Source organism: Modestobacter muralis (assembly GCF_010682105.1).
Taxonomy (GTDB): domain Bacteria; phylum Actinomycetota; class Actinomycetes; order Mycobacteriales; family Geodermatophilaceae; genus Modestobacter; species Modestobacter muralis.
Genome location: NZ_JAAGWH010000039.1, coordinates 42,258 through 62,891, shown reverse-complemented (window position 1 = coordinate 62,891; position 20,634 = coordinate 42,258). Strand labels below are relative to the sequence as shown.

Annotated in this window: 16 protein-coding genes and 1 pseudogene; 9 read left to right on the top strand and 8 right to left on the bottom strand. The window is 70.6% G+C overall.

All coding sequences use genetic code 11. The annotated features are described in order from the left end of the window. The first annotated feature begins 8 nt into the window (after positions 1 to 8). Complete coding sequence (locus GCU67_RS13935) at positions 9 to 479, top strand: hypothetical protein (protein WP_163611821.1); 471 nt, start codon at positions 9 to 11, stop codon at positions 477 to 479. Positions 480 to 1,583: 1,104 nt separating this feature from the next. Here the strand turns inward: GCU67_RS13935 and GCU67_RS13930 are convergent. Next, positions 1,584 to 2,462: a M48 family metalloprotease gene (locus tag GCU67_RS13930; protein WP_163611820.1), complete on the bottom strand. Its 879-nt coding sequence runs from the start codon at positions 2,460 to 2,462 to the stop codon at positions 1,584 to 1,586. 446 nt (positions 2,463 to 2,908) lie between these two features. Here GCU67_RS13930 and GCU67_RS13925 point away from each other — a divergent pair, with 446 nt between their 5' ends. The 3 genes from GCU67_RS13925 (at position 2,909) to GCU67_RS13915 (ending at position 4,890) form a co-directional block, all read left to right on the top strand. After that, positions 2,909 to 3,340, top strand: coding sequence for a hypothetical protein (locus GCU67_RS13925; protein ID WP_163611819.1), 432 nt, complete (start codon positions 2,909 to 2,911; stop codon positions 3,338 to 3,340). Continuing rightward, positions 3,337 to 4,383: a helix-turn-helix domain containing protein gene (locus tag GCU67_RS13920; protein ID WP_163611818.1), complete on the top strand. Its 1,047-nt coding sequence runs from the start codon at positions 3,337 to 3,339 to the stop codon at positions 4,381 to 4,383. The genes GCU67_RS13925 and GCU67_RS13920 overlap by 4 nt, the downstream gene beginning before the upstream one ends. A gap of 246 nt (positions 4,384 to 4,629) precedes the next feature. Continuing rightward, positions 4,630 to 4,890, top strand: coding sequence for a hypothetical protein (locus GCU67_RS13915; RefSeq protein WP_163611817.1), 261 nt, complete (start codon positions 4,630 to 4,632; stop codon positions 4,888 to 4,890). 325 nt (positions 4,891 to 5,215) lie between these two features. Here the strand turns inward: GCU67_RS13915 and GCU67_RS13910 are convergent, their stop codons facing one another. Beyond that, positions 5,216 to 5,728, bottom strand: coding sequence for an ATP-binding protein (locus tag GCU67_RS13910; protein ID WP_338105008.1), 513 nt, complete (start codon positions 5,726 to 5,728; stop codon positions 5,216 to 5,218). Between the two features lie 576 nt (positions 5,729 to 6,304). Here GCU67_RS13910 and GCU67_RS13905 point away from each other — a divergent pair. Next, positions 6,305 to 7,627 (top strand): MFS transporter, encoded by a 1,323-nt coding sequence (locus tag GCU67_RS13905; protein WP_246215120.1) that lies wholly within the window; start codon positions 6,305 to 6,307, stop codon positions 7,625 to 7,627. 566 nt (positions 7,628 to 8,193) lie between these two features. Beyond that, positions 8,194 to 9,120: a LysR family transcriptional regulator gene (locus GCU67_RS13900; RefSeq protein ID WP_163611815.1), complete on the top strand. Its 927-nt coding sequence runs from the start codon at positions 8,194 to 8,196 to the stop codon at positions 9,118 to 9,120. Between the two features lie 126 nt (positions 9,121 to 9,246). Here GCU67_RS13900 and GCU67_RS23065 read toward each other — a convergent pair. Further along, positions 9,247 to 9,426, bottom strand: a pseudogene (locus GCU67_RS23065) (IS3 family transposase); the annotation flags it as partial. Positions 9,427 to 10,127: 701 nt separating this feature from the next. On the opposite strand from GCU67_RS23065, the gene GCU67_RS13890 reads away from it, so the two are divergent. After that, positions 10,128 to 12,206 (top strand): AAA family ATPase, encoded by a 2,079-nt coding sequence (locus GCU67_RS13890; RefSeq protein ID WP_163611814.1) that lies wholly within the window; start codon positions 10,128 to 10,130, stop codon positions 12,204 to 12,206. A gap of 60 nt (positions 12,207 to 12,266) precedes the next feature. Here the strand turns inward: GCU67_RS13890 and GCU67_RS13885 are convergent, their stop codons facing one another. The 4 genes from GCU67_RS13885 to GCU67_RS13870 all read right to left on the bottom strand — a co-directional run bounded on the left by GCU67_RS13885 (position 12,267) and on the right by GCU67_RS13870 (position 17,202). Next, a complete protein-coding gene (locus tag GCU67_RS13885) occupies positions 12,267 to 13,364 on the bottom strand; it encodes a cupin domain-containing protein (RefSeq protein WP_163611813.1) in 1,098 nt (365 codons plus the stop codon). Between the two features lie 520 nt (positions 13,365 to 13,884). Then, complete coding sequence (locus GCU67_RS13880; protein WP_211661391.1) at positions 13,885 to 14,571, bottom strand: class II aldolase/adducin family protein; 687 nt, start codon at positions 14,569 to 14,571, stop codon at positions 13,885 to 13,887. A 367-nt stretch (positions 14,572 to 14,938) separates the two neighbouring features. Continuing rightward, complete coding sequence (locus tag GCU67_RS13875) at positions 14,939 to 15,688, bottom strand: tripartite tricarboxylate transporter TctB family protein (RefSeq protein WP_163611811.1); 750 nt, start codon at positions 15,686 to 15,688, stop codon at positions 14,939 to 14,941. Beyond that, a complete protein-coding gene (locus tag GCU67_RS13870) occupies positions 15,685 to 17,202 on the bottom strand; it encodes a tripartite tricarboxylate transporter permease (protein WP_163611810.1) in 1,518 nt (505 codons plus the stop codon). Before GCU67_RS13870 ends, GCU67_RS13875 begins: the two co-directional genes overlap by 4 nt. 1,189 nt (positions 17,203 to 18,391) lie before the next feature. Here GCU67_RS13870 and GCU67_RS13865 point away from each other — a divergent pair. Together GCU67_RS13865 and GCU67_RS13860 are read left to right on the top strand one after the other, a co-directional pair. Then, positions 18,392 to 18,574, top strand: coding sequence for a hypothetical protein (locus GCU67_RS13865; protein WP_163611809.1), 183 nt, complete (start codon positions 18,392 to 18,394; stop codon positions 18,572 to 18,574). Between the two features lie 137 nt (positions 18,575 to 18,711). Then, a complete protein-coding gene (locus tag GCU67_RS13860) occupies positions 18,712 to 19,830 on the top strand; it encodes a YeiH family protein (protein ID WP_338105016.1) in 1,119 nt (372 codons plus the stop codon). Positions 19,831 to 19,982: 152 nt separating this feature from the next. On the opposite strand, the gene GCU67_RS21415 is transcribed toward GCU67_RS13860, so the two are convergent. Then, entirely contained in the window at positions 19,983 to 20,618 is a 636-nt protein-coding gene (locus GCU67_RS21415) for an ABC transporter ATP-binding protein (RefSeq protein ID WP_211661389.1), read from the bottom strand. Positions 20,619 to 20,634: the final 16 nt, after the last annotated feature.

The window sequence follows — 20,634 nt, the reverse complement described above, 5'->3', positions numbered from 1 at the left end:
CGTCCACGATGAACGCATCCGACACAGATCTCCACATGAGCGCTCAACCGCCCCGACCCGCGACGGTCACATCCGCCGCGACACCCGGCCAACGCCTCAGCGTCCTGTGGATCGGCATCGACCCGCATCGCTTCCCCGGCCCGTGGGACGCCGACGAGCTGGCTGCGACGCTCTCAGCCGGGGCGGGGCGGTTTCCGCCCGGCGTGCTGGAGACGTGGCTGTTCGGGCCGGACGACGACCTCGAGGAACTGCTCGCGACCAAGCTGGCCGAGGTCGACTGGACGTGCGTCGTGGTCGGTCGGGGCCTGCGCGTCGGCGCAGTTCCCCTTCCGGTGTTCGAACAGATCGTCAACGCGGTCCGTCAGCACGCTCCCGGTGCAGCGATCGCCTTCAACGACACCCTCACGGACGCCCTCGAAGCGGCCGCGCGCTGGGTACCCGCCCTCGCCCAGTCCTCGGAACGTACGACTGCGCCCTGAACCCACCGACCGACCCTGACGGTGCCGTCGTCCTGATCGTGGAAGGGCTGAACTCCTCCGGCCCTGCAACTCACCGAGCCGACGTCGACCCCCTCGAGGAAGGCGCCCGTCCTCGTCAGTCCGCGATCAGCGGCCGAGGCCTCCCTGCCGTACCGGGGAGCCGGCACCGCGCTCCTCACGCGCCCTGGGCGCTCGGGACGTGAGATGGTGACGGCTTCCCGGGCTGGCCGCCGGGCAGACACGTCGGCCAGCAGCCGGTCCTCGACCGCTTCGTGGTCATCACCGCCGGACAGCGCCTGGCTCAGATCGGCCCGGCGCCTGGTCGCGTCGCGCTCACCGTTGGCACGGATGCGGGCGACGACCTGGTGGGCCAGGTCGTCGGGGTGGCGCACGAGCGCGTTCATGGTGCCGCCGGCGGCGGCGTCATGCGCCTCGGATGCCACGTGGTCCGCGGCCAGCCTCTGCGCCGCGTCGGGCGAGTGTCCGGCGGCCTCGAACTCGTCCCGCGCCCGGGCCCAGTCCGACGGCGTGCGCTCAGTCCCGGCACCCGCTCACTGATCTGCGGGCGCACTCGCGTCCTAGATGGCCAGCACGACCGCGGCCTCCAGCTCTTGCCGGGCTGTAGTGCACGGCGCCGCGCCGCGACGCCGGCCTCTCGCTCGGCCGCTGCAGGACATCGTGCGCCTTGCGGTGGATCCCGTAGCGCGCGTGAACAGCGCGGTGATCGGGGTTTCACTGCGCGGCCACAGTCCCGGGACGGTCATGTCGCGGGATGCTGCCCGACGCCTCCGAGGATCTGCCCTGGGGCCAGCGCCCGACATGGGCGAACCGCTGCCGCGGTCTCTCCGTTCAGACGGTGGAGGCGTCGAGTTGCTGGCTCGAAGCAAGAGGCAGGCCGCCCGTATCGGACGACCCGCCTCTGACCTGCAACTTCTTCTGTCGGGCTGACAGGATTTGAACCTGCGACCCCTTGACCCCCAGTCGTCGGCGGCAGGTTCAGGGCAGTTCACCGAAGTACGTCTCCGCAGGTCAGCGCCTTGGCCGTACTCCCGTGAACCACCGTGAACCACCTCGCACAGACACAAATGGTGGTCAAAATGGTGGTCAGAATGAGCGTTGCTGACGACCTACCGGCATGTCACCTGAACAGCACCTACACGCGTCGTTCTGGGCGTCGGCCGCCAATGTGGTGCCGCCGAACGACCCTGCTGCTCCCGCCATCGTCTCCCAGGCCGAGTGACGCCGAGCGAGCTCCACTCGGCGAGGAACAGCTCCAACGGCCTGCCGGAGGACGGGAAACAGCGCCCGGGCCGGAGAACCGACCCGCGACCGCCGCTGGCGACCATCCCGAGAGCAGTAATCCGTTCGTCGGCTGTCTGGCGTGTTGCCAGCAGCCGTCGCGACCAGCCGGAGACGGTGCTCGACGGACCATGCAGTACGCGGAGCACTGGCCAGCTCGTGCGCCCCGCCATGGTCGGCAGCGAACCGATCAGCAGCGAACTCAGCACGCCGGCAGGTCCACGCGTCGGCCAGCGGGCAGATCACCGCGTACACCGCGACGGCCCCAACCACTCCCCCAGCCAGCCAGCGCCCCTGGAGTGCTGCTTGCGCGACGGCGATGACGGCCACACAGACGCTCTCGAACCCGGGACCTTGACGGGCCCGACGACCGGCCAGGGCACTCCCCAGACCAGTCAGCAGTCTCGCTGACGCGCGCCACGGCGCGGACCACCACATCGCGAGGAGCACCGGCCGGGTTGCACCGGTGGCGTGATGGCCCAGCTCATGGACAAGAACAGCCACCACCTGACCGTCTGACACGCGACCGGCCCTGTGCTCGTCCAGCACCCGGCTGGTGACGGCGATGCTGCGCCCTCCGGCGGCGTAGGCGTTGAGCTGCAGGCTCCGCTGCACGTACAGCTCGACGTCGTCCGCGAGGGTCCCGGCCGACGTCCGGGCTGTAGACCAGAGCGGATCGAACACCGCTGCCTGCGCCGGGCTCGGCCTGCGGAACCGAACGCCACCCACACGGCGACCCGCTCCCCGCCCCGGGTGAGCGCGATCGCTCCACAACCGACCCAGATCAGTAGGGCCGGCAGTGCCCACGCGCCCAGCCCACCGGTCGCGACGACGACGAGCCCCAGGCTGCCGAGCATCGCCGGTGCCATGGCCGCCGCACGCACAGCCCGAACCGGCCGCTCGGTCGCTGTCGGCCGCCGACGCCTTAGCTTCTGCCGTTCCGCATGGGGATCCCCGAAGGCTCAGTGAGCGCGTCGGTCAGGCTGCCGCCCGCTACGGACATCGGCCTCCCGCCGGCGCCAGCTGTTCGCTCCGTGCGCCTCCGACCACGGTCGAGGCCTCCGGTGTCAGAACGCGACGTCCCCTGGCGCCTGCTCCCGACGCGAGCACCAGCTGCCGGAGGAGCACCGATGTCGCGTCCCAGCGAGGAGCCGGTCACCGACGACGCAACCGCCCTCGAGTCGACCGAGCCACCACGACCCTGTGCCACCCCGACCGGCCGCCAGGATCCGGGTGGGCCGGTCGGCCGGCGCCAGGCTCTCGCGGCGCTGGTCAGCGCCTACGGCGGAGACACGTACCGGCTGCTGACCGATCTGGCCGACCTGCTCCAGACAAGCGTGGCCTACGTCGACCGGCTCACAGCCGAAGCCCACCTCGAACGGCCGCTGTCCGACACGGAGTGGTCGATCATCTCCCGGCAGTTCACGGCGATGGCCTTCGACGAGCACATCGGGGACGCCGGCACGGTCCGCACCGACTGGATCGACGACATGGTGATCCGCGCCGGCGTTCCAGGCCGGGGCCGAGGCAACAGGTCGATCGGGCAGCCACGCCGGCGATGAGGACGACCCGCACCTGCTCGAGCTGCGGCTACACCGCCGACTACGCCAGCATCCCACTGGCCGATGCCCACCACCGTCGACACTCCTGCGACAAGCACCGGCTGGCCGTCGAGCGGGACGCCCGTCGCGCGGACCGAGCCCGCACGCGGGCGCCTCGCGCGTGCATCCACCCACGGAGTCAGCACGTCCACGGCACCCGGTCCGCCTACGTCAAGGACCGCTGCCGCTGCAGTGACTGCACCGCCGCCAACACCGCCGTCTCACGCACCGCCAACCGACAGCGTGCGTACGGCCGCTGGCAGCCGCTCGTCGACGCCGGCCCGGCGCAGGAACACCTCGTCGCGCTCCGCGCGGCCGGGATGGGCGTCCAGCGCATCGCGTCGCTCGCCGACATGTCCGTCAGCCACGTACGCGAACTGGCCGCTCCAGACAGCGCCCACCGGCGGACCCGCCCCTCCACCGCCGTTCGAATCCTGAACATCAGCGTCGACGACCCCCGCGCTCCGCGCAGTTGCGTCGACGCCACCGGGACCCGGCGCCGACTGCAGGCCCTCGTCGCAATCGGCTGGTCGCTCGAGCTGCTGGCCACCGAGCTCGTCCGCCGCCCGAGCAGTCTCCGTCGCAGCCTGACCAGCTTGTCGGTCACCGCCCGGACCGCCCAGGACGTCGCCACGCTGTACGAGCGGCTGTCGAACACCCCGCCGCCACGAGACAACGGCGTGCAGCGCGCCACTGCCGACGCCGCCCGAGCTCACGCCGTCGCGCACGGTTGGCTGCCGCCGCTGGTCTGGGACGACATCGACAACGACGTCCCACCTCCACCGGCCGCCACCGAGCTCCTGAAGGACGACGTCGACGAGATCGCCGTCGAGCGCGCCATGGCCGGCGACGGCATTCAGTACGCCGACCTCACCGCCGCTGAACAGGCGCAGGTCGTCCACCGCCTCACCGACCGCGGCCAGTCGCTCCGGGACATCGCAGGCCAGCTCGCTACGACCAAGCGCACCGTGTCGCGACAGCGCGCAGCAGCCGGCCCGCGATAGCCCGTGCGACCGCGGCCGAAGGGGCGTGCGCTATCGGCGGCATCGCTATGGAGCCTGCGATTTGATCTTGATCCGTTTGCTCGCGTTGGTCGAAGCGTATTACCGCAGCTCAGCGGTCTGTTGATCTTTGCTCCGGCGAAGGAGCAATTGTAAATAACGACCCTATTGGGTGCCTAGAGAGTGCCTGCGTCCACCTACCCATACCTGGCCACCCGAGGGGCGCGGGGGACGCAAATAGCGAATTTCGTGCAAATCCCGATCTTGGCCGCTGACGTCATCAAGAGCCTAAGCAGGCGCCAGCCAGTTCGGCTGCGGCTGATTCGCCCTGACATCGTCGACGCGGTCGCAGCCCATCCACCCGCCACTGACGGTCACCAGTTGCAGCAGACCCTGCGCGAAAGCTTCCCCGGCCGAGGCGATGACCTGGACCAGGCGATTGCCACCCACGGACGCTGGCCCTGGATGGTCGGCGTGGCTGACGTCTTGTCCGAGCGACTCACCAGCTGACGTGCCAACGACCGCCGCCCTCTTGGGTCTCCGCGCGACAAGTCCCGACGCGGCCCTCCAGTACATCTGGCGTTGAGTAGACAGCGACAGGCCGATATGTTATGGCAAATGCGCCAGAAGTCCTTGTCAGCGCTTGGCATAAGCGGCCGGGCCTGATCTCGTACGGGCGTCAGGTCCGTTGCTTACACGGCTGTAAGTCGTCTTGCGGCGGGCCAGACAGCAACGCCCTCCGCACAGGGCGAGGGGCGTCGATGGGGACTGCTGCACGGATAGGTGACAGGTTGGGTCAGGCGGCCTGAGCTGCCGGTGTGCGACGACGGTGGGGTCAGTTGGTGGCGACTCCCGTCTTCGCGGCGCGGGTGGCGCGTAGCCGGTACGAGTCGGTGCCGGTGGCGATGACGTGGCCGCGGAAGGTGAGCCGGTCCACGATCGCGGCCGCGAGCCGGGGGTCGGTGAAGGTCTGGCTCCACTCGGAGAACGGGGCGTTGAAGGCGCAGGCGATGGAGGCCTTCTCCTCTCGTTCGGTGATGATCCGGAAGAGCAGCTCGGCGCCGCGGGGGTCGAGGTGGACGTAGCCGATTTCGTCGAGGCAGAGGAGGTCGATGCGGGCGTAGCGGCCGACGACGCGGGAGAGCTGCTTGTCATCGGCGGCCTCGACGAGCTCGTTGACCAGGGCGGCGGTGGTGACGTAGCGGACTCGGTGGCCGGCTTCGGCGGCGGCGGTGCCAGGGGGTCGGCCGGGCCGAGGCCGAGATCGAGGCCGAGATCGAGGCCTCCCGCCAGCGCGCGCTGGACAGCCCGCTCCACTGACTGTGAGGCGACCTCGCCGGATACGCACCGACCGGACGGCGCATCGGGTGCCCCGCCGTTCTACATCCGCCGAACGGCGGGGACGGTGATGTCCCGGCGCGGCGCACGGCATGTGCGCCAACCGAACCGGGAAAGACGGAGCAGGAGAGCGCGAGCTGCGCCCAGCTCGGGCCCGAGTTCGGCAACCTTCCGGTTGAGCCAGGAGCCGTAGAGCAGCACCACCGCCTCCTCCTCGCAGCCGGCGAGCAGGCCGGCGAGCCCGGGGCAGAGACTCCACGTCCTGGTCGATAGGGACGACGACAACCAGCAGATCCGCGCGTCGGGCAACGCCCGGCAGCGAGGGGATCGACCGGGCCCCCTGGCTACCGCGCGTTCATCGTGGCGTCATCGAAGTCTGGCGTCATCGAAGTCGTGGACCCGCACGCCGATCCCCGCGTCGAGCAGATACCGCACGACCGGGGCGCCCATGCCCCCAGAGCGACGACGGCGACAGCTGCGAGTCAGGCACTGTGGGTTCTCGTTCAGATGGAGTAGCCGTGTGGCCGTCATCGCGTTGGCTTTAAGGTAATACCTCCGGACCGGCGGTCGAAGGGGGGTGCGCCGCATGCGATGGCTCCCGTCCTTCCGGCGGCCGGGCACGCCCATCGGTGAGCGCCCGCCACCCTGGCGCCAACGTGCCTTCCGATCCCTCCGGGTGCCGAACTACCGCACCTTCTTCACCGGCCATGCCGTCAGCGTGACCGGCACCTGGATGCAGCGGGTGGCGCAGGACTGGCTGGTGCTCGAACTGTCCGACTCCGCCTTCGCCGTCGGGATTGCCACCGCCCTGCAGGCGCTCCCCACCCTGTTCCTGGGCGTCTGGGGCGGGGTCCTCGTCGACCGACTGGACCGGCGCCGGACGATCATGTGGACACAGGCCGTCAGCGCGGTCCTGGCCACCGTCCTCGCCACTCTCACCCTCACCGGCACCGTTGAGCTGTGGATGGTCTTCGCCCTGGCCCTGGGCCTGGGCCTCGTCACCGTCCTCGACGTGCCCGCGCGCCAGGCGTTCATCACCGAGATGGTGGGGCCGGAGGACTACGTCAACGCACAGTCGCTCAACTCCACGATCCACAACCTGGGGCGACTGCTGGGTCCAGCCATGGCCGGACTGCTGATCGCCTTGGCCGGCAGCGGGATGGCCTTCGCCGTCAATGCCGCCTCTTTCATCGGAGTGCTGGCCAGCCTTTGGCGCATCGACGCCTCCCTCCTCCACCGCGCGAAGCCCGTTCCCCGTCGGCCGGGCCAGGCGAGGGAGAGCCTGCGCTACGTGTGGGACCGGCCCGACCTGCGGGCGTGCATGCTGCTGGTGGCCGTCGTCGCGCTCTTCGGCCAGAACTTCCGGGTCGTCCTGCCGCTCTTCGCCCGGGACGTCCTCGACGGCGGCGCGGCGACGTACGGATGGCTCACGTCGGCGATGGGCGCCGGAGCGGTGATCGGCGCCCTCGCCATTGCCGGCCGGGAGAGGATCAGCTCCTGGTCACTCCTGCTGTGGGCGAGCGCGTTCTCCCTCGTCAGCATGCTCCTGGCCGGTGCGCCGGGGCTCCTCGCCGCGCTCGCGCTGCTGGTGGGGCTCGGGATCACCAACATCAGCTTCAACACCCTCGCTCGGGTGCTCCTGCAGCTGAGCGTCGACGCCTCGATGCAGGGGCGGGTCATCGCCCTGCACGCGACGGTGTTCCTGGGCAGCACGCCGATCGGTGCGCCGCTGCTCGGCTGGGTCTGCGAGGAGTTCGGCGCACGCGCCGGGCTGTTGCTCAGCGGCCTGGCCCCTGCTGTCGCGGCCGTCGCTCTGCTACCCACGCTCCGCCGGCTGCGCCGCCGGGCCGGGAGCGCGGCGCGGCCCACGCCGGTCGTCGATCCCGCGGAGCGCGCGACACCCACCTGAGCGACCCCGGACGGGAGTTGCGCGACGCGCCCAACCCCGGAAATCCATGCCGTCGCACACGCGCACGAGCCCCGGCCCCACCCGGGGAGCCGGGGCTCGCACTCCGGCCGGCAGCGTCCGTCCGGCCCCCAGCAGCGACGCGCGCCGGCCGATCCCGAGCAGGACGGCGAACGCACGCCGGTGCCGAGAGCGAACGAGAGCTTCCGCCAGCCTTTAGCACCCGGCCCCGGGGGAAGCTGCCGCCCAGGGTGGACACCACGGTGATCATTACGGTTTCGAGCCCCGAGTCACCAGATCGATGATGTCCCCGACCGCCAGCTGCAGCCCGAGGAGCACGATGCTGAACCGTAGGAGCCGACGCTGGGTACTTGCCGCGAGCAGAGGGTCGTGATCGACATGGCGACGATGCGGGCCCGGGCGACCACGGCCAGGCCGGGCAGGAGCGGACCCACCGACGAGCGCCCGCCGTTGTCGGCAACGGGGCGTTCGGTCACGCAGGCAGTCTGCGACGAGTGGCCGGATCGCCCGTCCACCCAGCCTCAGCGACTGACCTACAGGCCGTGGTCATGACAGGCGCCACCCTGGGTGAGCTGGAACTGCTGGTCGCGGTCGCCGAGACCGGCAGCCTCGGATTGGCTGCACGGCACCTGGGCATCAGCCAACCGGCCGCGAGCCAACGCCTGCGGGCGCTGGAGTCGGCACTGGGCCTGGCCCTGCTGGACCGGCACCGAACCGGTTCGGAGCTGACCGCCCACGGTGCCCTCGTCGTGGAATGGGCACGATCGGTGCTGATCGCGCGCGACCGCCTGACCTCCGGCGCCGAGGCACTCCGACAGGGGAACTCCGCGCCCCTGCGGTTGGCCGCCAGTCTGACGACGGCTGAGTTCCTCCTGCCGCGGTGGCTGGTGGAGCTGCGCCGCAGCTACCCCGCCCTCGGTATCGGCCTCGCGATGGGCAACTCCGCGGCGACCGTGCAGGCGGTCCGCCGCGACGAGGCGGACCTCGGCTTCGTCGAGACCCTCGGCGCTCTCCCCGGCGAGCTGTCCTGGCGGACCGTGGCGTCCGACCGGCTGGCGCTGGTCGTTCCTCCGGACCATCCCTGGAGCCGGCTGGACGAGCCGCTGTCACCCGCAGAGCTGGCGCGGACCAGCCTGGTGATGCGGGAGAGCGGCTCGGGCACCCGGGAGACACTGGCGCTGGTGCTCGAGACGGCGGGGCCGCTGGCACCGGCGGCGCTGGAAGCCTCCTCCACCACGGCGGTCAAGGGCGCCGTGCTGTCCGGCCTCGCGCCGGCCGTGCTCTCTGCCCTGGCCGTTGAGGCGGAACTGGCCAGGGGCTCCCTGGTCGAGGTCCCCCTGTCCGGGGTCGACCTGCGCCGGCCCTTGCGGGCGATCTGGCGCCGCGGGCGACCGCTGACCGCACCGGCCCGGAGGCTGCTCGACCTGCTCGCCGAGGGCCGCCCACCGGACGCCGACCTCTGCGAGCAGAGGTGATGCCGGCGACCCACAGTTGGTCCGGGCCGGTCGCGGTGAACGCCCGTTCGACCAGGTCCGGGCGGGTGTCCGGACGGTTCCGGGGATCGTGGCCCACGGGCCCCTCGCCCAGGTGATGCCGCGTAGCCCGACGCTGCGCATCAGCCGCTCGACCGTGCACCGGCCCACGGCGTGGCCCTGCCGGCGCAGATGCGTGTGCACCGTGCGGGCGCCGTAGATGCCGAAGTTCTCCGCATGCACCCGCTCGATCACCGCCGTGGCCGCCGCATCGGTCACCGACCGCGCTGACGGCTCGCGAGTCTTCATGGCGTAGCAGGCCCGGCGCGATCTCCAGCTGCGCGCCGATCGGCTGGACCCCGTGCTCATCCCGGTGGACGTCGATGGACTCGACGATCACCGCTGTGGGCGGTGGAGCTCCGCCGCGAAGAGATCCGATGCACTTCAAGATCGCACTGGCCCGGCAGGGCTCCCGGTTCTTCCGCTCCAGCTCCGCCAACCGCGTCGCGTCATCGGTGGCGGTGCCGGGCCGGTGGCCTTCGTCGATCCCTGGATGGGCCATCCAGTTGGGCAGCGTCTCGGGGTTGATCCCCCGTTGGTCACCGATCCGCCGCACGCCCCGGTGCGGTCGCTGGATCCCGTCGTGCGTCGGGCACCAGCCGGACCGCTCGCTCCCGGAGCTCGTCGGGGTACTTCCCGGTGCCGCCATGACTCTCGTCCTCAGCGGATCGAGAGCCTCCATCAGACCCGGGGCGAGAACCCACAACGGGACGAACGCCGCGATACGGACCCCGGGGGCACGCCGAGCATTCGGCTACTCGGCAGAATGGCCTGGCCACCGGCGGACCCGTAGGACAACCATCGGCGGCAGACCCCCCGTCGAACGGAGTCTCATGCCATCGCCTGCCGTCGTCGATTCCCGCCCGATCGACTACCGGGTCGCCCACCTGTGCACGGTCGTCCTGGCCCCCGACGTCCGAGCGGCGGTCGGAGCAGGCGAAGGAGATGTCGTGCGGATCTCCACGGAGCGCGGGCGCAGCGCGCTGTGCCGGGTCGCGGGCCCGGTGGACGAGCCGCGAGCCGGTGCCGTGCGCGTCGACCGGTTCACCCGGCAGGCCCTCAAGGCCTATCCGCACGAGCAGGTGACCCTGGAGCGGGTGGAACCGGCGCCCGCCCGGGAGGTCGCCCTGGTGCCCGGGCTGGACATGAGCCAGCGCTTCGATCCGCAGCTGGTGCCGACGCTACGGCGCGTCCTGGCCGAGCAGCGCGTCGCCGTCCGGCCGGGGATGCTGCTGTACGTCCGCCTCCCCGACGGTCTCGCCGGGGTGACCTACGAGGTGCACTTCGTCGCGCCCGCCGAGGACGGCGCGGGTGGGCACGAGGGCGTCGTGACCGGCGAGACGACGATCTGGCTGGTCCAGGACGACCACCACCACGGGCCCGGCGACCACGAGCACGACCACGACAAGGTCTCGGAGACGGTGCTCGACACGACCTTCGAGGACGTCGGCGGCCTGACCCCGCAGATCCGCGAGGTACGGGAGTTCGTTGAGCTGCCGCTGATCTTCCCGCAGGTGTACCGCCAGCTGGGCATCAATCCTCCGCGGGGCGTGATCTTCCACGGCGCCCCGGGCACGGGGAAGACCCTGCTCGCCCGCAGCGTGGCCAACGAGATCAACGCCGAGCTCTTCTACATCAACGGCCCCGAGGTCGTCGGCACCTTCTCCGGTGAGACGGAGGCGAACCTCCGCAAGGTCTTCGCCGAGGCCAGCCTCAACCCGCCGTCGATCATCTTCATCGACGAGCTGGACGCCATCGCCCCGGCCCGGCGCATGGCCACCAGCACGACCGAGGCACGGACGGTCACCCAGCTGCTGGCCCTCCTCGACGGGCTCAGGCGGGCGGAGGGGGTCCTGGTCATCGGCACGACGAACCGGGTGGAGGCGATCGACCCGGCTCTGCGCCGGGCCGGGCGATTCGACCGGGAGATCCACTTCCCCACCCCGGGGGTGGAGGCGCGCGAGCAGATCCTGCGCGTGCAGACCCGTGAGATGCCGCTGGCCGAGGACGCGCTGGCGGCGCTGCCGGCGATCGCCGACCGTGCGTACGGCTTCGTCGGGGCCGACATCATGGAGCTCAGCCGTGAGGCGGGCCTGAACGCGCTGCGGCGGGCCTCGACGCGGTTCGTGGACGCACCGTCCATGGCGTCCTACCCGGCGGCGGAGGACCTCGTGGTCACCGGGGCCGACTTCGAGTCGGCGCTGCGCACGGTGCAGCCGGCGGCGATGCGCGAGTCGCTCATCACCTACCCCAGGGTGACGTGGGCCGACATCGGCGGGCTCGAGCACGTCAAGAGCCGCCTGCAGGACCTGGTGGAGAAGCCGCTGCGGCATCCTGAGGTGTTCGAGCGGATCGGGCTGTCCAGCAACCTCGGCGTCCTGCTGTACGGACCGCCGGGGACGGGCAAGACGCTGCTGGCACAGGCCATCGCCCGCGAGTCCGGTGTCAACTTCCTACCCATCCAGGGCCCGGAGCTGTTCTCCCAGTGGCTCGGTGAGTCCGAGGAGAGCGTCCGCCACATCTTCGACGTCGCCCGGCGCGCGGCCCCCTGCATCGTCTTCTTCGACCAGCTGGACGCGGTCGTCCCCCAGCGCAGCGATCTGGAGCACGAGGGCACCCGGGCGCCGCAGCGGGTCGTGAACCAGCTGCTCGCCGAGCTCGACGGGATGGAGTCTCGCAGCCAGGTGATCGTCATCGGGGCCACCAACCGCATGTCCATGGTGGACCCGGCCGCGCTCCGTCCCGGCAGGTTCGGCGTCCACCTGCACGTCGGCCCGCCCGAGGAGGCGGGCCGGTCGGAGATCCTGCGCATCCACCTGGCCGGCGCGGCGCTCGGGGACGGGCTGACCCTCGACGAGGTCATCGCCCACCTGGTCCCGCGGACGACGGGTCTGACCGGCGCCGACCTCGCCTTCCTGGTGCAGAACGCGAAGCTGGCCGCCCTCGACCTCGACCAGGCCTCCCCCGACCCGCGGCTCGACATCGCGACTTTCGACGCGGTCCTCGCCGAGACGGCGCGGACGGCCTGATCCCGGAACGCGACCGCGACCGCGCCGGAAGTGCCCCGGCGCGGTCGCGGTCGTGTCGGTTCAGGCGGTCGGCGGCGCCGTGAAGCCCTCACCCGCGGCGGCGCGCAGCGACGCGTCGTCGAACTCCGGCGCGTTCTCGAAGTGGACGATGCGGGAGTAGCCGAGCTCGGCGTAGATGCTGTTGGACGCCCCGATGAGCTTCGCGGAGCCGGTTCCGGTGCTGAAGCGCTGCACGATCGTGTTGTGCGGCACCCAGATCATGTCGCCCTTCTTCCAGTCCCACCGGGTGGGCTTCTTCGCCACCCGCGCGTAGAACTGGTCGGCGATCTCGGCCTCGACGTCCCAGTGCAGGTCGTAGCCCTCGCCGTCGAGGACGTGCACGGCCTCGTCGGCCATCTGCCACCGCTTGCCGGAGCGACTGCCGGCCGGGATCTCGTGGAGGTAGGCGTCGGTGCCCTTGATCCGCAGGGGCGCGCCCTTGCCGGCGATCTGGCGGACGTGGCCGAACTCCGTCCACTGCCACTCGGTGTCCGCCGGCGTGAGCACCTTGGGGACGAACTCGTCACCTTCGGGGCGGGCGGTCAGCCACTCGGTGCGCGGCTCCCACTGGTCCTCGTCGGCCGGCTTGGTGCCGATCTTTCCCTGGAAGGTGAGCCCGAGGAACAGCGACAGCGGCTTGGGCTTCATGACCAGGCAGACCGCGCGCTTCTCCGGGTCCGGGTTGTTGTGCCAGTGGACGCAGTCGTTGTGGACCGCGACCGCGTCACCGGTGTGCCACGGGTAGTCCTTGCCGTCGTGCGTCTCGTAGCCGTTTCCCTCGAGCACGTAGAACAGCGCCTCGTTCTGGTGCCCGTGCCCGTCGTTGCGCCCGTTGGGCTGGATCACGACGAAGTGCAGGTGCAGGCTCTGCGTGCGGAACTGCTCGTCACCGGGATCGATGATGTTCCAGTTCTCCTTGAGGCTCAGCCCCTCCCCCAGCGTCGGGGTCCAGACGCGGGGAACCGTCGTGACGCGTTCCCGCCGCTCCCCGGTCAAGGTGTACCGGTTGCTGGCCAGTTCCCGCACGTAGATCCGGGCCTGCTTGTAGTGGTCGTCGTAGACGTGCACGTTCTGCGCGGTCTGCTCGCGACTCTGGGACTTCGTCCGTTCCTGCTCCATGCGGTGCCTCCTCGGCGGCCGGTGGTAAGACCATTTGCTGAACGCTATGGCCTCGACCCGGGGACGCGCTAGGCGTCACACCCCGACGCCAGCGGACGTGACCGGCGGCCCCTCTCGCGCCTCAGCCAGCTGGACACGATGCGGAACGTCGGACGACGACGACCTGGTCCCCGAGCCCCAGCCGACGGGGACCTGCCGACGCCGCTGACCGCCGCCCACTTCGTCAGGTCACCGGCCGGGGGCGACCCGCCCGACCCTCCCTGCATCCGCCCGAGCGTGCCGACCAGATCGAGGCATGACAACCCACCGAAGGAGCCGCGCACCCGGCGCTCCCCCGGATCGAGGGAGGTCCAGGCCCGTGGGGGCAACGTAGTTGGCCTGCTCCCCCGGTGGCCGAGGTCGTACACAGCTACACCGTGGCCGACGCGTTCAACGACTTCCACTGGGCATGGGCGACATGCAGACCGAGCCCGTTGCGGGCCCCGAGCGACCAACCCGCTGCCTGTCATGCATGCACTACTCAGGCGGTCCGGTCCCGCCAGTACTGCCAGGCCCGCCCGATCTGCGGAGTGTTGGTGGCCACCGTGGCCGCAGCCTCCTCATCGCTCAGGTACGTGCACTCGCCCAGCCGCAGCGCCTCGGCCTGCACTCGCGCGTTCACGCCTGTGTACACCGCCCGGTACACGACCTCGGGGATGGAGGTAGCCACCGAGGTGAACCCATGTCCGCGCATGAGGACGACGGCGGCATCACCCAGGACTTCGGCGAGCGCGGCGCCGGAGGCGGCCGTGCCGACGAGCAGGTCCGACCCTGAGCCCAGCGTGTCCCGGGCCTCGAACACCGGCACCCGCGGGGCCAGGAAGCCGGCCATGTGCAGGATCGGCCGCAGCGGCACCGTGGAGACCCCGAACGGGATCACGGCCGGCGAATGGCTGTGCACCACCGCTCGGACGTCGGGCCGGGCCCGGTAGATCTCGGAGTGGATGTAGCGCTCGAGATAGGGCTTGCGTGGGTCGTCCGTCTCGCCCTGCAGGGTGAACACCTGCACGTCCTCGGGCTGCACCAGCCCGGGCGCGAGATTGCGCGCCAAGAGGAAGGTGTCGGGGTCCTCCGCCGAGCGCACGCTGACGTGACCGAAGCCGTCGAGGATGCCCTGGTCAACGAGTACGTGGTTGGCCTCGGCCAGTTCGGCGCGCTGGTCCCGCACACCCTCCGTGGTCCGTCCTTGTGACAAGGGGCTCCCTCTCCGCTCGGGCCCGAGCGCTCGCCGATCACGGACGTGCGGCGACGCGGGCGACGACACCGCACACTCTGCAACACAGATCCTGATTCTGAAAGGGTTGCGGGCCTTCGGCGTCGCGGCCGACGCGCGACGGTGTCCTCACGTCACCGGCCACAGACGTTCCCGGTCACAACCCCCTCGTGCAGCCGGACCATCTCGCCGTCCTCGACGGTCGGCGGTGCCGGACGATCTCGTGCCCTGGTACCGGATCGGCCTGCTCGACCACCCGTGAAACAGAAGGACCGCGCTGCCGCCAGCGCCCTGGAGCGGGGCCGCTCCAGGGCGCCCGCGGCTAGAAGCCCAGTCCCGGGAAGGGGCTCTCCGGCAGCGGGATGAACACGACCTCACGGAAGACAACGAAGATGATCAGCCCGGTGACGACGGCGTAGATCAGCGCCGCCCACCACTTCGCCTTGCCCGCCACCAGTAGGTACGCAAATGCGTACACCGGCACAGTGATGTATGCGCCCAGCACGAAGAAGGAGACGAAGAAGGCGGTGACCCAGGCCATGGCCTCCGCCCATGAGCGTCCGCCGGCGGAGGCGAACACGTACTCCATGCTCGCGTCCTCCTCCTGCTCGTCGTCGACGATCTGGACGTCGTCAGGGGTGACCTGGGCGGTGCCCTCGGCTCGCTTGCCCTCGGCGGCGACGGCCGCCGTCCGCACGTTGGCGCCCTCCGGCGAGGAATCGACCGGCTGCGCCGGCAGTTCGGCCGCCCACTGCGACGGGACGACGGCGACCCCGCCGACCGACCGGCGCCCCCGCACCGCCTGCAGCGCCAGACCGATGATTTTGAACAGCGAGAGAACTGCCCCGGCGACGGTGACCATCATCGGGAACAACGCGGCCCGGAATGGCCAGTCTTGGCTCAGGAAGAATCCTGCCACGAAGACAGCGAGCACCACGACGGCGAAGACCCAGTCACCGGCCCGCGGCCGACGCACGGTGGTGTCGGTCGTAGGTGCCATGGCCGTTCTCCCCGTGGGCGCGGTGGCGCCTGCCGCGGCGGGCGCGTCGGACTTCTTGGTCATCCTGGTCATCGGGACACCTCCGTGTTCTCCGCGACACGCGCCGCCTCGTCACGGCGACGGTCGCGCGACCGTCGCACGTAGGGCAGCGCGATCACCAGGACGATCAGGACAGCCAGAATGAGCACCACTGGCTCGCGCAGCCAGGTCCAGCCGTCGAGCGAGTAGGACAGGAAGAGGTAGCGCTCCGCGGTCGCCCCGAGGACGACCGCGAGCAGGAACGGCACCCGCGGCCAGTCCCAGTGGATGCACACGACGCCGAGGGCGGCCGCGACCAGCATGACGACGACGTCCTGCCAGGCGTAGTTGGCGGTGAACGCGCCGATCGACAGCAGGATCAACAGGAAGGGCACCAGCCAGGTGCCCTTGAGGAAGGACAGCTTCACCAGCTGCCTGAGCAGGAGCAGCGAGACGACGACGGCGATCAAGTTCGCGATCACCATGATCCACACCATCGAGAACGTGACGTCCAGGTTCTCGTTCAGCATCTCCGGGCCGGGGTTCAGGCCGGAGATGATGAAGGCGCCGAGGAGGACCGCCATCGACACGCTGCCCGGGATGCCGAAGGCGATCGTCGGGATCAGCGAGCCCGAGTCCTTGGCGTTGTTGTTGGCCCCGGCGGCGACCACGCCCTCCATCGACCCCTTGCCGAACTTCTCGGGCTCTTTCGACGCCTGCTGGGCCGAGCCATAGGCGATGAACTGCGACACCGACCCGCCCATGCCCGGGATGATCCCGATCCCGATCCCGATCAGGCTCGAACGGACGACGACGGTCCAGTGCTTGAAGACCTCCCTGACGCCCTGACCGAGGCCCGCGTACGGGTCGGCGCTCATCCGCTGGGAGATGCTGGTCTTGGAGAGCATCAGCTGCAGCAGTTCCGCGCCGCCGAAGAGGCCGACAACCAGCGCCACGATGTTGATACCGTCCCAGAGGTACAGCGAGTCGAACGCGTACCGGGGCACGCCGGCCTGCGGGTCGAGGCCGACCATCGAGACGAGGAAGCCGAGGGCGGCCATGACTAGGCCCTTGACGATGTCGCGGCCGGACAGCGCGATCACGAAGCTCAGCCCCAGGATCGTCAGCATGAAGAACTCGGGCGGGCCGAGTGCGAGCACCAGCGGGCGCATGATCGGCACAGAGAGGGCCAGTACGAAGGCGCCCAGGATGGCGCCCATGGCCGAGCTCACGAGCGCGCCCCCGAGCGCCCGGCCGGCCTGACCCTGCCTCGTCAGCGGATAACCATCGAGCACGGTCGCGGCGGACGTCGCCTCGCCGGGCACACCGAAGAGCACCGAGGTGATGTCACCGGTGGTCGCCGTGACGACGTACATCCCCAGCAGGAAGGCGAAGGCCTGCACGGGCTCCATGTAGAACGTGAAGGGCAACATCAGCGCGAGGCTGACCGATCCGCCTAGCCCGGGAAGGATGCCGACAACGAAGCCGATCGCGATACCCACCAGCATGGTGAGGAACGTGACCGGCTCGAAGATGCCGACCAGGCTGCTGAAAAAGGTCTCGAGCATGGGAGGGAGTCTCTGTCCGTTCCGGAGGGTTCGACAGGGGTGGGAGCACGGGAGAGTGGGGGACGACCAGTGGGATGCGCACGCTAGTCGCGAGCGACCTCCTGATGGGCAGTTCTGGTAACGGCGAAGCGACCGCGCAACCTCCTCGAGGCGCCGGACGGACAGTCACCCGAGGCGCGTGTCGAACGGCTGGGCCTCCTACGCGAGCGTGCCGCGCTCGAACGCCTCTTTCTCGAACCCGCTGACCGGCAGACGACTCGAGCAGGCCTCGACGGCGCTCGTCCGGACGACCTGCCGGCTGTCTCGCCGGCGATCGGCTGACCTTCGGGGTCAGGCCGATGCCGCACGGTCACCAGCGGCCTCCCGAAGCAGCCGCCACCTGGCCCCTGACCAACGCTGGCCGGACCGCGACCGACGCCAGCGGCTCGGTCATCCCGTAGCCGGCCGGGGGGTCCTCGTCTTCGGCACGCGCCTGCACAGCCACCCCCGCCGAGCAGGTGTCGGCCGGCGACCGCCTCGCCGTGTATCGCACCGGCACCAGCGGCCGCCGCGAGCGGCCGAGCTCCGGCCGCCCCGGGCGTCGCCGGAGCGGATGGCCCGACTCGTGCGAGGACCCGATCCGCCGCTTGCCGGGGACGACGTCGTACCCGCAGTGCTTGTCAGCCACCCAGCGGACTCCTCGGTCGGTGTGCGGACCGGTGTGACCGGCGTCATGCAAGGGGGTCACTCAAGCATGGAATCCGCCGATGGTCCATAGGTCCTACCGCTCCTCGCCGGAGCCGGCCGCGACATGCTGATCAGCTCGGTTGGCCTGGCGCCTGATCTGGCCCGGAACGACGGGCGAGGACCGGTGCAGGTAACCGAGAGTCCCCGGCTTCCGTGGCCGGCGAGCCGCTGTCGGGTCACCCGCGGGCGACCGGGCGCCGACTGCCCGCCCGGTCGCGACGTCCGCCAACGGCTCGCTGGAGGCAGGGACGCGCTGCACGTGGGCGACAGCGGTCGTGGTCAGACGCACAGCCGCCCGAGGACTGTCGGCTCTCACCCCATGGGGGCCGGTGAGCAGCATCACGGCTGGTCAAGGCATGGTTGCGTGCCGCTCGGGAGTTACATGACACATGCCCCGCCGCGAGCACCCGGGCGCGATACGGCTGTCGCGCAGGCCGGCGGGGACGCACGAAGGAGTTGCACGATGACCGTCCCCAACACCCCCCGTCCTCGCCGCTCGACCGCCGCGAAGTCGCGGATCCGTCGCAGCAGCTCGCTGATCGGCGAGTCCTTCCGCGCCGGCCGGTCGTTCGACATCGACAACACCGCGACGGCCGCCGTTCGGCGCCGCGCCCTGAAGCAGTTCTCCACCCGCCTCCAGGGCTGACCTCGGCGGAGAGGAGCACGCTCCTCGGCGGCGTCGGCGACCCCGTCCACCCGGTCACGACGCCGCTCTCCGCGCGGGTGAACACGTAGTCAGCCCGCCATCGAGCGTGCTCCCCGGGGTCGAACCGCAGGACGTCGCTGCCGACCACCGGGTCGAGGCGGCTTTCGCGGCCGCTGTCGCCGCTGCGCGACGCCCGCGGGTTCGACCTGTCGCCGGCCAGCGCGCTGGACCACAACGACCTCGACGAGGACGCCGGGATGGCCAACGTCATCCTCACCAACGGCGCGCGGCTCTACGTCGACCACGCGCACCCGGAGGAGCTCGCCCCCGCGGCGGCCCGCGCCGTCCCGACCCCGGGCGGCGGAGCCGGGACCGATCGCCCGCACCGTGCCCATGCACGGCCGGCCGGCCATAAGTTTTCCTTCTGGCCGCCCGAGCACGGTGATGGCCATGTGCGCCGGTGGCACCACACTGCCTGTGTGACCGTGCCTCCCGACACCAGGTTGGGTGAGTACCTGACGACCCAACTGCGGCTGGTCCCGGGCCTCCTGGTCACTGCGGGCGCCGTCGTCGTCGCGTTCCTTGCCACGACCCTTCTCCCCACCGTGAGCTCACTGCTCGTCGCCGTCGCCCTCGGAGCCGTTGGGGCCAACGCCGGTCTGCTGCGCCCCGCGATGCGGCCGGGCCTGGCCTTCACCCAGCGGCGAGTGCTACGGGTGGGCATCGTTCTCCTCGGGCTGCAGCTGGCGGTCGGCGACATCCTGGGTCTGGGAGCGTCCGGTATCGGGGTCGTCGTCCTCACCGTCGTGCTGACGTTCCTCGGGACCCTGTTGCTCGGCCGGCTACTCCACGTGGGCAGGGATCTGACGGTCCTGGTGGCTAGCGGCTTCTCCATCTGTGGAGCCGCCGCCGTCGCGGCCGTCCACGCCTCCACCGAGGCCGACGAGGAGGACGTCGCACTGGCCATCGCTCTCGTCACCATCTACGGCACCGTCGCGATGATTGCCCTCCCTCTCGTCGCGGGTCCACTGGCACTGACGGCGGCGAGAATCTGGAACGCACCCGGACGACGAACTGGCAGCCATCCATCGCCCGCAAGGTCTGGCACTACCACGAGGAGAAGGCGCGTCAGCAGGGGAAGCTGCCGGACCGGCCGGCCGCGGGCTGACCGGTCCGCGCGGGCCGCTGGTGCGGCCACCCCCTCACCAGCGGGCCCCCTCTCGTGGGAAGGCCGACCCAGGGCCGACGGTTTCTGATTGGGCAGGAGTTCGCCCCTGGCGCCCCGCCGCTCCCCCGTCCGATGTGGGCACATTGAGCCCTAGCGGCACCCGACCGTCATCGCTGCGTGCGTACCGTGTGGGGCCGCGCGCCGCCGAAGACAGGACTTGACCTCACCCTCACAGCTTGCTCAGGCGATGCCCAGCAGGCGCCGTCCCCGTTCCCCGTCGCTGCGGAACTCCTCGGTCGTCGAGTCATGGACGATCCGGCCTTTCTGCATTACCAGGATCCGGTCAGCGACGCTGAACGCCACATGCAGGTCCTGCTCCACGAGCAGCACCGACAGCCCCTCTCCCCGGAGGCTGGCGAGGATTTCCATCACCTGGGTGACCACCGAGGGCGCCAGACCATCGGACGGCTCGTCCAGCAGGAGCAACGCTGGGTCGAGCAACAGGGCACGGGCGATGGCCAGCATCTGCTGCTCACCACCCGAAAGCTGGTCGCCGCGGTTGCGCCGGCGCTCGGCCAGCCGCGGCATGATCTCAAAAATGCGCTCGATGGTCCAGCGTTGCGAGCCCTTGTGCGCGATCCGCAGGTTGTTTTCCACGGTCAGCGGCGCGAACACCCGCCGCCCCTGGGGGACGATGGCGACGCCGGCACGGGCGATCTGGTGCGTCGGCAGCCCGGCGATTTCCCGGTCGCCTAGCCGAACGGATCCGGCGCTCGGCGACAGCCAGCCCATCAGTGTGGACATCAGCGTCGTCTTGCCGACGCCATTGCGCCCGAGCAGGCCCACGACCTCACCAGCGCCGACGGTCAGGTTCACCCCGTCAAGCACCGTG

What these genes read in the sequence shown, in the direction of transcription:
- GCU67_RS13905 (WP_246215120.1), top strand. Translation starts at nt 6,305, where the DNA reads ATGCGATGGCTCCCGTCCTTCCGGCGGCCGGGCACGCCCATCGGTGAG.
- GCU67_RS13925 (WP_163611819.1), top strand. Translation starts at nt 2,909, where the DNA reads ATGTCGCGTCCCAGCGAGGAGCCGGTCACCGACGACGCAACCGCCCTC.
- GCU67_RS13870 (WP_163611810.1), bottom strand. Translation starts at nt 17,202, where the DNA reads ATGCTCGAGACCTTTTTCAGCAGCCTGGTCGGCATCTTCGAGCCGGTC.
- GCU67_RS13935 (WP_163611821.1), top strand. Translation starts at nt 9, where the DNA reads ATGAACGCATCCGACACAGATCTCCACATGAGCGCTCAACCGCCCCGA.
- GCU67_RS13885 (WP_163611813.1), bottom strand. Translation starts at nt 13,364, where the DNA reads ATGGAGCAGGAACGGACGAAGTCCCAGAGTCGCGAGCAGACCGCGCAG.
- GCU67_RS13875 (WP_163611811.1), bottom strand. Translation starts at nt 15,688, where the DNA reads ATGACCAGGATGACCAAGAAGTCCGACGCGCCCGCCGCGGCAGGCGCC.
- GCU67_RS13920 (WP_163611818.1), top strand. Translation starts at nt 3,337, where the DNA reads ATGAGGACGACCCGCACCTGCTCGAGCTGCGGCTACACCGCCGACTAC.
- GCU67_RS13900 (WP_163611815.1), top strand. Translation starts at nt 8,194, where the DNA reads ATGACAGGCGCCACCCTGGGTGAGCTGGAACTGCTGGTCGCGGTCGCC.
- GCU67_RS13865 (WP_163611809.1), top strand. Translation starts at nt 18,392, where the DNA reads ATGACCGTCCCCAACACCCCCCGTCCTCGCCGCTCGACCGCCGCGAAG.